Raw genomic sequence first — 13,572 nt, 5'->3', positions numbered from 1 at the left:
ACATGTCGACCCAAGTCCTAGACCGTTATCCCGCGCACGCCGCCCCCGCGGCGCATGACCACGCGCACGACCACGACCACGCCCACCACGACACCGCCGGTAACACGGTGTTCGGGTTCTGGGTGTACCTGATGACCGACTGCATCATCTTCGCCGGACTGTTCGCCGCTTTCGCGGTGCTGCGCGGCGAAGTGGCGGGCGGCCCCTCGGGCAAGGAACTGTTCGAACTGAACTACGTCCTGGTCGAGACCTTCCTGCTGCTGTTCTCGAGCCTGACCTCGGGCATGGCGATGGTGGCCCTGCACAACGGCCAGAAGGCCCGCCTGCAGTTCTGGCTGGCCATCACCTTCCTGCTGGGCGCGGCCTTCATCGGCATGGAAATCAACGAGTTCCATCACCTGATCGCCGAGGGCGCCAGCCCGCAGCGCAGCGCCTTCCTGTCGTCCTTCTTCACGCTGGTCGGCACCCACGGCCTGCACGTGGCCAGCGGCCTGCTGTGGATGGCCGTGCTGATGTGCCAGATCGCCAAGAAGGGCCTGACGCCCACCATGAACAAGCGTCTGGCGTGCTTCGCGCTGTTCTGGCACTTTCTGGACATCGTCTGGATCGGCGTGTTCACCGTGGTGTACCTGATGGGAGCGATGTAAATGGAACACAGCAACGTCTCCGCCGGCCACGGCAGCCATGCCGCTGGCGGTGCCAGCCACGGCAGCGTCAAGTCCTATGTGATCGGCTTCGTGCTGGCGGTCATCCTGACCGTGATCCCGTTCAAGATGGTGATGGACGGCTCGGCCGCCCCGTCGACCATCCTGGTGGTGATCCTGGCGCTGGCCGTGGTGCAGATCCTCGTCCACATGGTCTACTTCCTCCACCTCGACCGTTCCTCGGAGCAGCGCTGGAACGTGATCGTGCTGGCCTTCACCGCGCTGATCCTGCTGATCGTGGTGGCAGGCTCGCTGTGGATCATGCACAACATGAACGTCAACATGATGGCGCATTGAACGCCGCGTGCCGCCCGGCGGCACGCGATGTTCCGATGTTCCGACCAACGGGCCCTGCGGGGCCCGTTTTTCTTTGTTGCCGCGCCGGCCGCGTTGCCCCCTGGCGCGCCGCCTTGGCGCATGGCCGCCGCACCTACGCCCGATCGTGGTTCACGCCGCACGCGCGGCGCCCGCGCTGCGCCCTTGGCGCCGGCATGCCTGGCGCTTCACCCGTGCGCGCCATGCACCACTCTGCCTCATGCACGCCGATGGTGCGCAGCGTCGCTGCACGCCGTTGGTGCGCCGCCCTGACGGGCGCCCGTTCCACGCCCCGCCGCCGCGCCGGCCGGGCCACCGCACGCGGCGATGGCCTTGGCACGCTAGTTGCAGAACCTGCACCCGGAGTTCGCTGTTCCACAACACACGACAATCTGGGAGCTGCAATGAAACGACGCAATATGCTGAAGCTGACCGCGGTGGCCGCGGCGGCGATGATCGGGTCCAGCACGCTGGCACTGGCGCAGAGCAAGGAGCCGATCAAGGTCGGCATCCTGCACTCGCTGTCCGGCACGATGGCGATCTCCGAGACCTCGCTGAAGGACGTCGCGCTGATGACCATCGACGAGATCAACAAGAGCGGTGGCGTGCTGGGCCGCAAGCTCGAACCAGTGGTGGTGGACCCGGCCTCGAACTGGCCGCTGTTCGCCGAGAAGGCGCGCCAGCTGATCAGCAAGGACAAGGTGGCGGTCACCTTCGGCTGCTGGACTTCGGTGTCGCGCAAGTCGGTGCTGCCGGTCTACGAGGAACTGAACTCGCTGCTGTTCTACCCGGTGCAGTATGAAGGCGAAGAGATGTCGAAGAACGTCTTCTACACCGGCGCGGCGCCCAACCAGCAGGCCATCCCGGCCGTCGAATACCTGATGAGCAAGGAGGGTGGTGGCGCCAAGCGCTTCTTCCTGCTCGGCACCGACTACGTCTATCCGCGCACCACCAACAAGATCCTGCGCGCCTTCCTGAAGAGCAAGGGCGTGGCCGACTCGGACATCGAGGAGGTCTACACGCCGTTCGGCCACAGCGACTACCAGACCATCGTCGCCAACATCAAGAAGTTCTCGCAGGGCGGCAAGACCGCGGTGATCTCGACCATCAACGGCGACTCCAACGTGCCCTTCTACAAGGAACTGGGCAACGCCGGCCTGAAGGCCAAGGACGTGCCGGTGGTCGCCTTCTCGGTCGGCGAAGAAGAGCTGCGCGGCATCGACACCAAGCCGCTGGTGGGCCACCTGGCCGCGTGGAACTACTTCATGTCGGTCAAGAACCCGACCAACGATGCCTTCCGCAAGGAATGGGCGGCCTGGGTCAAGGCCAACAACCTGCCCGGCGGCGACAAGCGCGTGACCAATGACCCGATGGAAGCGACCTACGTCGGCATCCATATGTGGGCCCAGGCCGTCAAGAAGGCCGGCAGCACCGATCCGGACAAGGTGCGTGCGGCCATGTACGGCCAGACCTTCAAGGCGCCGGACGGCTTCACGCTGACCATGGGCGACAACCACCACCTGTACAAGCCGGTGATGATCGGCGAGGTGCGCGGCGACGGCCAGTTCAGCGTGGTGTGGAAGACGCCGAAGCCCATCCGCGCCCAGCCCTGGAGCCCGTTCATCTCGGGCAACGAAGGCAAGCCCGACAAGGTGATGTAAGCGGGGGAGGAGGGCGGCGCCACGCGCCGGCCCCTCCGATCGTACCGCCATGTCCGCGCATGGCGGCCTGGCCGCCACCGGACACCCCCGGAGGAGGCCGGCCGTCCTGCCATCCGTCGCCGACCACAGACCATCATGCTCCGAACCGCATTCCAGTCCGCCGCCTCCCGCCTGCGCGCCGCGCTGGCCGCCGCGCTGCTGCTCGCGGTGCCGCTGCTGCACGCCGCGCCGCTGACGCAGGACGACCTCAAGCCGCTGGCGGGGGACGATTTCGACGCCAAGAGCGCCGCCATCGCCGCGCTCGCCAAGGCGCCGGCCGCGCAGGCCGGCCCCATCCTCAAGGCGCTGCAGGACGATTCGCTGCAATACGCCCCCGGCACCGGCATGGTGATCCAGGACGGCGACAAGATCCTCGACGCCGTCAGCGGCAAGCCGGTCGCGGTCAAGGCCGACGAGCTGGAGGCGCCGACCTTGAACAACAGCCTGCGCTCCCAGGTGGACAGCGCGGCCAGCAGCCTGCTGCTGCAGTCGCCCGACATCGCGGTGCGCACGCAGGCCATCAATACCCTGCTCGACCAGCCCGACAGCGCGTCGCGCGAGACGGTCGAGGCGGCCCGCAAGGCGGAGGCCGACCCCGCGCTGCGCGCCAAGCTGGACGTGATCTGGGCCGGCGCGGCGCTGTCCGACCCGGACCGCAACGCGCGCCTGGAGGCGATCCGCATCCTCGGGCGCGACGATAATCCGCAGAACCGCCTCAAGCTCAAGCCCTTCGTCGAGCGCGATGCGGCGGGCCGCTACCGCGAGCCCGATGCCGAGCTGCGCGTGGCCGCCCAGCAGGTGCTCGACGGCTTGCGCACCGAGCAGCGCCGCGCCGAGCTGATCGGCAACCTGTTCGCCGGCCTGAGCCTGGGCAGCGTGCTGCTGCTGGCGGCGCTCGGCCTGGCCATCACTTACGGCCTGATCGGCGTCATCAACATGGCGCACGGTGAATTCCTGATGATCGGCGCCTATGCGACCTACGCGGTGCAGAGCGTGTTCCGCGCGCATTTCCCCGGCGCCTTCGAGTGGTACCTGCTGGCGGCGCTGCCGGCCGCCTTCCTGGCCTCGGCGCTGGTCGGCTTCGTGCTGGAGCGCCTGGTGCTGCGCCATCTGTACGGCCGCCCGCTCGAGACCTTGCTGGCGACCTTCGGCGTCAGCCTGCTGCTGATGCAGGCCGTGCGCACGGTGTTCGGCGCGCAGAACGTGGAGGTGGCCAATCCGGCATGGATGAGCGGCGGCTTCGCGCTGCTGCCGGCCCTGGTGATTCCCTACAACCGCGTCGTCATCATCGTGTTCGCGCTGGCGGTGGTGGCGGTGGCCTGGGGCGTGCTCAACCGCACCCGCCTCGGCCTGTTCGTGCGCGCCACCACGCAGAACCGCACCATGGCGGCCTGCGTGGGCGTGCGCACCTGGAAGGTCGACAGCTACGCCTTCGCCTTCGGCGCCGGCATCGCCGGCCTGGGCGGTTGTGCGCTGTCGCAGATCGGCAATGTGGGTCCGGACCTCGGCCAGGCCTACATCATCGATTCCTTCATGGTGGTCGTGCTGGGCGGCGTGGGCCAGCTCGCCGGCACCATCGTCGGGGCCTTCGGCCTGGGCCTCGTCAACAAGTTCATCGAGCCGTTCTACGGCGCGGTGCTGGCCAAGATCTTCGTCCTGGTGCTGATCGTGCTCTTCATCCAGAAGCGCCCGCAAGGACTGTTCGCGCTCAAGGGGCGCAGCGCGGAGGCATGATGCAGGGTTCCTTCTCTCGATCCTCGAACGGTTTGCGCCTGGACGTGCCCGAGCGCCAGCCGCTGTTCCCCGCGCGCGGCTGGCTGGCGCTGGCGGTGCTCGCCGCCATCGCCTGCATCGGCGTGCCGCTGTGCGCGCTGGTGCTGCCGCCCGGCCATCCGCTGCACCTGTCGGCTTACGCACTGACGCTGATCGGCAAGATCATGTGCTACGCGCTGGCGGCCATCGCGCTCGACCTGGTGTGGGGCTACTGCGGCATCCTCAGCCTGGGCCATGGCCTGTTCTTCGCCCTCGGCGGCTATGCCATGGGCATGTACCTGATGCGGGCCATCGGGCGCGAGGGCGTCTACAAGAGCGAGCTGCCGGACTTCATGGTGTTCCTGGACTGGAAGGAACTGCCCTGGTTCTGGCACGGCAGCGAGCACCTGTGGGTGGCGCTGGCCCTGGTGGTGCTGGTGCCCGGCGTGCTGGCCTGGCTGTTCGGCTTCTTCGCCTTCCGCTCGCGCATCAAGGGCGTCTACCTGTCCATCATCACACAGGCGATGACCTATGCGGCCATGCTGCTGTTCTTCCGCAACGAGACCGGCTTCGGCGGCAACAACGGCTTCACCGACTTCAAGCGCATCGCCGGCTTCGCCGTGGCCGCGCCGCAGACCCGCACCGCGCTGTTCGTGCTGAGCTTCGCCGCGCTGCTGGCCGGCTTCATCGCCTGCCGCGCCATCGTCGCCTCCAAGCTGGGCCGCGTGGTGACGGCGGTGCGCGATGCCGAGACGCGCGTGATGTTCTCCGGCTACAACCCGCTCGGCTACAAGCTGTTCGTATGGACCTTCTCGGCGGTGCTGTGCGGTATCGCGGGCGCGCTCTACGTGCCGCAGGTGGGCATCATCAACCCGGGCGAGATGTCGCCGGCCAACTCGATCGAGATGGCGGTGTGGGTGGCCGTGGGCGGGCGCGGCACGCTGGTCGGCCCGGTCGTCGGCGCCTTCCTCGTCAACGGGGCCAAGACCCTGTTCACGGCCTATTTCGCCGAGTACTGGCTGTTCCTGCTGGGGGCGATGTTCGTGCTGGTCACGCTCTACCTGCCGGACGGCGTGGTCGGCCTGTTCAAGCGGCTGCGCGCCGCGCGCCGGCCGCAGGTGCCGGCGGTGGCGGCCGCGCCGGCGGCCGGCGCGAGCCATAGCGGAGGTGAGGCATGAGTGCGGCGATGGGTATCAGCAAGAGCGTCGAGGCCGGCGCGCAGGGCGATGCCGGGCTGGCCGAGAGCGGCGACGCCACCGGCCTGGGCCGGGTGCTGGAGCCGGGCGTCATCGACGTCTCGCACGGCCCCATCCTCTACCTGGAGGACGTGACCGTGCAGTTCGATGGCTTCCGCGCGCTCAACAAGCTGACGCTGTCGATCGACCACGGCGAGCTGCGCTGCGTGATCGGCCCCAACGGCGCCGGCAAGACCACCATGATGGACGTGATCACCGGCAAGACCGGACCGCGTAACGCCAGCGTCAACGGCCGCGTGTTCCTGGGCCAGACCATCGACCTGATGCGCATGACGGAGCCGCAGATAGCCCAGGCCGGCATCGGCCGCAAGTTCCAGAAGCCCACCGTGTTCGAGCAGCACGCGGTGTGGGAGAACCTGGAGCTGGCGATGAAGGCGGACAAGCGCTGGTGGGCCACGCTGCGCGCGCGCCTGGACGGCAGCGGGCGCGGCCGCATCGAGCAGACGCTGGCGCTGACCGGTCTGGAAGACGAGGCCTACCGGCCCGCCGGGCTGCTGTCGCACGGACAGAAGCAGCGCCTCGAGATCGGCATGCTGCTGATGCAGCAGCCGCAGCTGTTGCTGCTGGACGAGCCGGTGGCCGGCATGACCGACGAGGAAACCATGCAGCTCGCCGCGCTGCTCAACGGCCTGCGCGGCACCTGCTCGATGATGGTGGTGGAGCATGACATGGAGTTCGTCGCCGCGCTGGCCGGCGAGGCCGGCAAGGTGACGGTGCTGGCCGAGGGCAGCGTGCTGGCCGAAGGCACGCTGGACGCCGTCAAGCGCGACGAGCGCGTGATCGAATCTTATCTGGGACGATGAAGATGCTGCAGGTCAATGCACTGAACCAGTTCTACGGCGGCAGCCACATCCTGCGCGACGTCAGCTTCGAGGTGCCGCACGGCCGCCTGACCACGCTGCTCGGGCGCAACGGCGTAGGCAAGAGCACGCTGCTCAAATGCCTGATGGGCGTGGTGCCCACGCGCAGCGGCAGCATCCAGTGGGATGGCCGCGCGCTGGAAAAGAAGCCGCCCTACGAACGCGTGTCCGCAGGCCTGGCCTATGTGCCGCAGGGGCGCGAGATCTTCCCGCGCCTGACGGTGGAAGAGAACCTGCTGATCGGCGCGGCCAGCCGTGCCCGACCGGCCGGCGTGCCGGAACGCATCTACGAGCTGTTCCCGGTGCTGCGCACCATGCGCCAGCGGCGCGGCGGCGACCTGTCGGGCGGACAGCAGCAGCAACTGGCGATCGGACGCGCGCTGATGAGCGAGCCCGGCCTGCTGATCCTGGACGAGCCGACCGAAGGCATCCAGCCCTCCATCATCCAGGACATCGGGCGCGCGCTGCGGCTGCTGGTCGACGAATTCGGCATGACGGTGCTGCTGGTGGAGCAGTACTACGAGTTCGCCCGCCACCTGGCCGACCACTACGTGGTGATGAGCCGCGGCGAAGTGGTGGCCAAGGGGGCGGGCGCGGACATGGAGCGCGATGGCGTGCGCGAGTTGATCGCGGTGTGAGCGCCGATCGGGCCGCTTGGGCCGCTTGCGCCGATTGCGCCGATCAAGCCGTGCGAGTGCGGCAGCGGCGGCGCGCCGGCGACGGGGCTTCCGGGCCCCGCGGTGGCGCGCTATGATGCCCGCAGCACAGGCGGTCTGGCGGCGCGGTGCCAAACGCCGCCGCCCGCATCCGTTCTCGCGCCTTGCCGATACGTGCTTCCATTTCCCATGCGCCATCCCGATTTCCCTCCCGCCGTGGCCACGCTTCCTGCCTGGCAGGCCAGCCTGCGCCTGCGCTTCGCCGCGCGGGGCGGGCGCAGCGTGCTGGTCGAGCGCCGCCACCAGGGGCCGCTGCTGGTGCAGAAGCCGCTCTATCCCGAGGGCGCGCCCTGCCACGCGGTGATCCTCCATCCGCCGGCGGGCATCGCCGGCGGCGACGACCTCGATATCGAGGTGGCGGTGGAGGCCGGCGCGCATGGCGTGCTGGCCACGCCAGGCGCAAGCAAGTGGTACAAGTCGCTCGGGCGCGAGGCCGCGCAGCGCGTGACGCTGCGCGTGGCCGCCGGTGCGCGGCTCGACTGGCTGCCGCAGGAGAACATCATCTACGACGCGGCGCGCGCGCGCATCGCCACCCGCGTCGAGGTCGAGCCGGGCGGCAGCGTGATCGGCTGGGACGCGCTGGTGCTGGGGCGGCGTGCTTCCGGCGAGCAGTGGTCCAGCGGTGCCGTGTGGCTCGACACCTGGGTCGGCGGCGGCGCGCGCGCGCAGTGGATCGAGCAGGCGCACATCACGGCGGACTCACCGTTGCGCGGCGCCCGGGGCGGCATGGACGGGCTGCCGGTGATGGGCACGCTGTGGGCGGTGGGGGAGGGGGCCACGCAGGAGCTGGCCGAGCAGCTGGCGCAGACGCTGCCCTACACGGCGGTGTTGCGTGCGGGCGTGAGCTGCCTGCCGGCGGCGGGCGCGCAGCCCGTGCTGCTGCTGCGCGTGCTGGGTGAGCGCATGGAGGCGGTACGCCAGGTGCTGGTGGCGGCATGGACGCTGCTGCGCGAGCCCATGCACGGGGTGCCGGCGCGGCCGCTGCGCCTGTGGGCCACTTGAGCTCGCCTGAGGCCGGGGCGGTGGACACGCCGATGGATGGGACGGCAAGCCGAGAGAACCGAGAGAACCAAGAGAACCAAGGGAACCGAGAGACAAGAGGAATGCGAGCATGGAACTGACACCACGCGAGAAGGACAAGCTGCTGATCTTCACCGCCGCGCTGCTGGCCGAGCGCCGCCGCGCGCGCGGACTGAAACTGAACTACCCCGAGGCGGTGGCGCTGATCACCGCCGCCATCATGGAGGGGGCGCGCGACGGCCGCACCGTGGCCGAGCTGATGCACGAGGGCACCACCGTGCTGGCGCGCGAGGACGTGATGGAAGGCGTGGCCGAGATGATCCCGGAGATCCAGGTCGAAGCCACCTTCCCGGACGGCACCAAGCTGGTCACGGTGCACCACCCGATCGTCTGAGGCCGTGCCGCGCGTCCCTGCCCGAGCCTTTCCTGAGCTGACACCAGAAGAGAGATCCCGATGAACCGCCCCTCCCGCAACATCGTCCGCGCGCGCCTGGCCCTTGGCGCCACCCTGTCGCTGGCCGCTGCCTCCGCCTTTGCCCATCCCGGCCACGATGCCGCCACTGTCGGCGCCAGCCTGTGGGCCGGCCTGCTGCACCCCTTCACCGGACTGGACCACCTGCTGGCGATGACGGCGGTCGGGGTCTGGAGCGCACAGACGGCGCAGGGCGGCAGCGTGCTGCGGCTGCCGCTCGCCTTCGTGCTGCTGATGCTGGTGGGCGCCGCGCTCGGGCTGGGCGGGCTCGCCCTGCCGGCGGTGGAGCCCATGATCGCCGCTTCGCTGCTGGTGCTCGGCCTGCTGGTGGCGGCGCGCGCCGCGCTGCCGGGCCCGGCCGGCATGGCCGTGGTCGGTGGCTTCGCCTTGTTCCATGGCTATGCGCACGGCGCCGAGCTGCCCGCTGCCGCCGCCGCGTTGCCGGCCACGCTGGCCTACGTGGCCGGCTTTGCCTGCGCCACCATGGCTCTGCACCTGTCGGGCATCGGGCTGGGCAGCGCGCTGCGCCGCCAGGGCGGCTGGCTGATGCGCGCGGCCGGGGCCGGCGTGGCGCTGTATGGCATCGGCCTGCTGGCGGCCTGAGCGCCGCGGCGCGGACCCGGTGCTGCCAACGACCAAGCGAGAGCAAACAAGAGGAGAGCACAAGCCCATGATTCCCGGCGAACTGATGCCCGCCGACGGCGAGATCGAACTCAATGTCGGCCGGCCCACGGTCACGGTCACCGTGGCCAATACCGGCGACCGGCCCATCCAGGTCGGCTCGCATTTCCACTTCTACGAAACCAATGCAGCGCTCGACTTCGACCGCGCGGCGGCGCGCGGCTTCCGGCTGAATATCGCCGCCGGCACCGCGGTGCGCTTCGAGCCCGGCCAGAGCCGCACCGTCGAGCTGGTGGCGCTCGACGGCGCGCGCATCGTCTACGGTTTCAACGGCAAGATCATGGGAGCGCTGTGATGAGCGTGAAGATCTCCAGGCAAGCCTATGCCGAGATGTTCGGCCCCACCACCGGCGACCGCCTGCGGCTCGCCGACACCGGGCTGGTGGTCGAGGTGGAGAAGGATTTCACCGTCTACGGAGAAGAAGTGAAGTTCGGCGGCGGCAAGGTGATCCGCGACGGCATGGGGCAGAGCCAGCGCCTGGCCGCCGACTGCGTCGACACCGTGATCACCAATGCCCTGATCATCGACCACTGGGGCATCGTCAAGGCCGACATCGGCCTCAAGGGCGGCCGCATCGCCGGCATCGGCAAGGCCGGCAACCCCGACATCCAGCCGGCCGTCACCATCGTGGTAGGTCCCGCCACCGAGGTGATCGCGGGCGAGGGCATGATCGTCACCGCGGGTGGCATCGACACCCACATCCACTTCATCTGCCCGCAGCAGATCGATGAAGCGCTGATGAGCGGCGTCACCACCATGATCGGCGGCGGCACCGGTCCCGCCACCGGCACCTTCGCCACCACGGTGACGCCCGGGCCCTGGTACATGGGCCGCATGCTGCAGGCGGCCGAGGCCTACCCGATGAACATCGGCTTCCTCGGCAAGGGCAACGCCAGCCAGGCGGCGCCGCTGACCGAGCAGGTCGAGGCCGGCGCGATCGGCCTCAAGCTGCACGAAGACTGGGGCACCACGCCGCAGGCGATCGACACTTGCCTGAGCGTGGCCGATGCCACCGACACCCAGGTCGCGATCCACACCGACACGCTCAACGAGGCCGGCTTCGTCGAAGCCACCATTGCCGCGTTCAAGGGCCGCACCATCCATACCTACCACACCGAAGGCGCTGGCGGCGGCCATGCGCCGGACATCATCAAGGTGTGCGGCGAAGCCAACGTGCTGCCCTCGTCGACCAATCCGACCCGGCCCTACACCGTCAACACGCTCGACGAGCACCTCGACATGCTGATGGTGTGCCACCACCTGGACCCGGCCATCGCCGAGGACATCGCCTTCGCCGAAAGCCGCATCCGCCGCGAGACCATCGCCGCCGAAGACATCCTGCACGACCTCGGCGCGTTCTCGATGATCTCCAGCGATTCGCAGGCCATGGGCCGGGTCGGCGAGGTCATCATCCGCACCTGGCAGACCGCGCACAAGATGGCGGCGCAGCGCGGCAAGCTGCCGGGCGATCCGCACGACGCGCGCGGCGGGCACGACAACTTCCGCGTCAAGCGCTACATCGCCAAGTACACCATCAACCCGGCGCTGACCCACGGCATCGCGCACGAGGTAGGCTCCGTCGAAGTCGGCAAGTGGGCCGACCTGGTGCTGTGGCGGCCGGCCTTCTTCGGCGTCAAGCCGAGCCTGATCCTCAAGGGCGGCATGATCGCGGCGGCGGCCATGGGCGACCCCAACGCGTCCATTCCGACGCCGCAGCCGGTGCACTACCGGCCGATGTTCGCCAGCGCCGGCGGCGCGCTGCACCAGTCCTCGCTGACCTTCGTCTCGCAGGCGGCGCTGGCCGCCGGCGTGGGGGAACGCAACGGCCTGCGCAAGGTGCTGTCGGCGGTACGCGGCACGCGCACCGTCAGCAAGCGCGACATGGTGCACAATGACTGGCAGCCGCATGTCACGGTCGATCCCGAGACCTACCAGGTCGTGGCCGACGGCCAGCTGCTGATGTGCGAGCCGGCCACCGTGCTGCCGATGGCGCAGCGCTACTTCCTCTTCTGACGCGGCACCGTGCCGGACGTGCCGCCCGCAAGCCTGTCATGCTAAAGATCGACAAACACCTCAGTGCACCGCACGGCATCGCGCCCGTGCTGGTCAAGCGCGCCCCCAAGCTGGTGCTGCCCTTCGGCGAGCGCAGCAAGAGCCGGCTGCGCGCCACGCTCGACAACGGCGAGGAAGCCGCCCTGTTCCTGCCGCGCGGCACCGTGCTGCGCGGCGGCGACCTGCTGGTGACCGAAGCGGGCACCTTCGTCGAGGTGCTGGCGGCGCCCGAGCACGTGCTGCAGGTCAGCGCCGCCGATCCGCTGGCGCTGATGCGCGCCGCCTACCATCTCGGCAACCGCCATACCCCGGTGGAAGTCGGGCGCGACTACCTGCGGCTGGAATACGATCCGGTGCTGGCCGACATGCTGGCCCGCCTCGGCGTGCGCGCCGAACGCACGGAGCAGCCGTTCGAACCGGAAGCCGGCGCCTACGGCGGCGGCCACAAGCACGGGCACGACGCGACCTTCGCCGAGGACTACGCGGCCGCGCAGGCGGTGTTCCACGAGCATCATGGGCATGGTCACGATCATGGGCACTCGCACTCGCACTCGCACGGCCATTCGCATCCCCATGGCGATTCGCACGACCATGGCGATCACGTGCATGACGAGCATTGCGGGCACAAGCACTGAGAGTTTTCGCGCAGACGCATGAAAAAGCGATCGCCTGATTCTCTGCCGACGACCGAGCTCCCCTCTCCCGCGTGCGGGAGAGGGGATGGGGGTGAGGGCGGGCGTGTGCCGAAGCCGGAATTCGTCCGCATGCTCCGGGCCAACCAGACGAAGGCAGAACAGCGCCTCTGGTACTTGCTGCGTGACAATCGCTTGATCGGTTTGAAGTTCCGGCGGCAACGGCAGATCGGCCCCTATATCGTTGATTTCGTCTGCTTGGATCTGAAGCTGGTGATCGAGGCGGATGGCGGGCAGCATGGCAAAGATGCCGATGCACGGCGTGATGCCTGGTTCGCGCGGAACGGCTATACCATGCTTCGGTTCTGGAATAACGAGATCCTCGGGCAGACTTCCGCTGTGCTTGAACGCGTGCGCGAGGTAGCGATCGGCCTCGGGCACGTGGATGCGCCGGCCCTCACCCCCGGCCCCTCTCCCGCCAGCGGGAGAGGGGAGCAAACCGGCGCGCGCCGGGTGCCGTTTCGCGAGAATGCGGCTCAGGCAGTCCGGGTGGAATCGTCCGGCGCGCGAAGCCGCCCGAATCCGGCCGACAACGTAAGCGCACCGAAGCTCCCCTCTCCCGCATGCGGGAGAGGGGCTGGGGGTGAGGGCGGGCGCCCGGTAGAGCGGCGCGGCGATGATCTTCCCGTGCGCCAACGAAGAGCCGGCGAACCATGACCGCACTCCCCCAACTCCTCTCCCTGCTCCACCTCGCCTCTCCCGCGCTGCCGATCGGGGGCTTCAGCTATTCCCAGGGCCTGGAGGCCGCCATCGACTGCGGCATGGTGCGCGATGCCGACAGCGCCGAGCGCTGGATCCGCGACAACCTGCTGTCTGTGCAGTCGCAGTGCGAGGCGCCGCTGTGGCTGCTGCTGCATCGTGCCTGGCAGGCCGGCGACCTGGCCGCGGTGCGGCATTGGAACGACTGGTTCCATGCCACCCGCGAGACCGCCGAGCTGAGGCTGGAGACCGAGCAGATGGGCTGGTCGCTGGCGCGCCTGCTGGGGCAGATGGGGTGGGGTGACCCGGCCCTGCGCGACGGCCTGGCCGCGCTGGCGCCGGCCTGCCTGCCGACGGCCTTCGCCGCGGCCTGCGTGGCGCTGCAGGTGGAGGAGGGCGACGGCCTGGCGGCCTACTGCTTCAACTGGGCCGAGAACCAGGTGGCGGCGGCGCTCAAGGCGGTGCCGCTCGGCCAGGTGGCGGGGCAGCACATCCTGCGCCGCCTGCATGCGACGGTGCTGGCGACGGTGGCCGAGGCGCAGCGGCGCGCGGGCGCCGAGCCGCCGCTGCTGTCGACCTTCTCGCCCATGCTGGGCCTGCTGTCGGCGCGCCACGAGACGCAGTATTCCCGGTTGTTCCGCTCCTGAAGGCAG

15 protein-coding genes are annotated in these 13,572 nt (G+C 69.3%); all 15 read left to right on the top strand.

Annotated features, from left to right (window positions below):
- Window positions 1–2: 2 nt before the first annotated feature.
- The 15 genes from cyoC (at window position 3) to BKK79_RS04660 (ending at window position 13,566) form a co-directional block, all read left to right on the top strand.
- On the top strand, window positions 3–647 hold the full coding sequence (gene cyoC, locus BKK79_RS04730) for a cytochrome o ubiquinol oxidase subunit III (protein ID WP_071011944.1): 645 nt from the start codon (window positions 3–5) through the stop codon (window positions 645–647).
- Window positions 648–1,001 carry a cytochrome o ubiquinol oxidase subunit IV gene (locus BKK79_RS04725; protein ID WP_071011945.1) on the top strand — a complete coding sequence of 118 codons (354 nt, stop codon included), beginning with the start codon at window positions 648–650 and terminating at the stop codon, window positions 999–1,001. It abuts the gene before it with no gap.
- 422 nt (window positions 1,002–1,423) lie between these two features.
- Complete coding sequence (gene urtA, locus BKK79_RS04720) at window positions 1,424–2,680, top strand: urea ABC transporter substrate-binding protein (protein WP_071011946.1); 1,257 nt, start codon at window positions 1,424–1,426, stop codon at window positions 2,678–2,680.
- A gap of 135 nt (window positions 2,681–2,815) precedes the next feature.
- The gene (gene urtB / locus BKK79_RS04715; protein ID WP_071011948.1) at window positions 2,816–4,453 is read left to right on the top strand and encodes an urea ABC transporter permease subunit UrtB; all 1,638 of its coding nucleotides are present in this window, start codon (window positions 2,816–2,818) and stop codon (window positions 4,451–4,453) included.
- Window positions 4,450–5,649, top strand: a complete 1,200-nt coding sequence (urtC, locus tag BKK79_RS04710; protein WP_071011949.1) for an urea ABC transporter permease subunit UrtC — start codon at window positions 4,450–4,452, stop codon at window positions 5,647–5,649. The genes urtB and urtC overlap by 4 nt, the downstream gene beginning before the upstream one ends.
- An 8-nt stretch (window positions 5,650–5,657) precedes the next feature.
- Window positions 5,658–6,530 (top strand): urea ABC transporter ATP-binding protein UrtD, encoded by an 873-nt coding sequence (gene urtD / locus BKK79_RS04705; RefSeq protein WP_156811360.1) that lies wholly within the window; start codon window positions 5,658–5,660, stop codon window positions 6,528–6,530.
- A gap of 2 nt (window positions 6,531–6,532) precedes the next feature.
- Window positions 6,533–7,225: an urea ABC transporter ATP-binding subunit UrtE gene (gene urtE / locus BKK79_RS04700; protein ID WP_071016226.1), complete on the top strand. Its 693-nt coding sequence runs from the start codon at window positions 6,533–6,535 to the stop codon at window positions 7,223–7,225.
- A 207-nt stretch (window positions 7,226–7,432) separates the two neighbouring features.
- Complete coding sequence (locus tag BKK79_RS04695) at window positions 7,433–8,305, top strand: urease accessory protein UreD (protein ID WP_071037244.1); 873 nt, start codon at window positions 7,433–7,435, stop codon at window positions 8,303–8,305.
- Window positions 8,306–8,414: 109 nt separating this feature from the next.
- Window positions 8,415–8,717, top strand: a complete 303-nt coding sequence (locus BKK79_RS04690; protein WP_071011954.1) for an urease subunit gamma — start codon at window positions 8,415–8,417, stop codon at window positions 8,715–8,717.
- Window positions 8,718–8,777: 60 nt separating this feature from the next.
- On the top strand, window positions 8,778–9,398 hold the full coding sequence (locus BKK79_RS04685) for a HupE/UreJ family protein (protein ID WP_071011956.1): 621 nt from the start codon (window positions 8,778–8,780) through the stop codon (window positions 9,396–9,398).
- Between the two features lie 67 nt (window positions 9,399–9,465).
- Complete coding sequence (locus BKK79_RS04680) at window positions 9,466–9,771, top strand: urease subunit beta (RefSeq protein WP_071011958.1); 306 nt, start codon at window positions 9,466–9,468, stop codon at window positions 9,769–9,771.
- Window positions 9,771–11,489: an urease subunit alpha gene (ureC, locus tag BKK79_RS04675; protein WP_071011960.1), complete on the top strand. Its 1,719-nt coding sequence runs from the start codon at window positions 9,771–9,773 to the stop codon at window positions 11,487–11,489. The genes BKK79_RS04680 and ureC overlap by 1 nt, the downstream gene beginning before the upstream one ends.
- 38 nt (window positions 11,490–11,527) lie before the next feature.
- A complete protein-coding gene (gene ureE, locus BKK79_RS04670) occupies window positions 11,528–12,163 on the top strand; it encodes an urease accessory protein UreE (RefSeq protein ID WP_071011962.1) in 636 nt (211 codons plus the stop codon).
- Window positions 12,164–12,292: 129 nt separating this feature from the next.
- The gene (locus BKK79_RS04665) at window positions 12,293–12,877 is read left to right on the top strand and encodes an endonuclease domain-containing protein (protein ID WP_156811172.1); all 585 of its coding nucleotides are present in this window, start codon (window positions 12,293–12,295) and stop codon (window positions 12,875–12,877) included.
- Window positions 12,874–13,566, top strand: a complete 693-nt coding sequence (locus BKK79_RS04660) for an urease accessory protein UreF (protein ID WP_071011963.1) — start codon at window positions 12,874–12,876, stop codon at window positions 13,564–13,566. The genes BKK79_RS04665 and BKK79_RS04660 overlap by 4 nt, the downstream gene beginning before the upstream one ends.
- Window positions 13,567–13,572 lie beyond the last annotated feature (6 nt).

The organism is Cupriavidus sp. USMAA2-4 (genome assembly GCF_001854305.1).
Taxonomy (GTDB): Bacteria; Pseudomonadota; Gammaproteobacteria; order Burkholderiales; family Burkholderiaceae; genus Cupriavidus; species Cupriavidus malaysiensis.
Note: the sequence above shows the minus strand (reverse complement) of the source record. Positions and strands in the feature narration are given on the sequence as shown.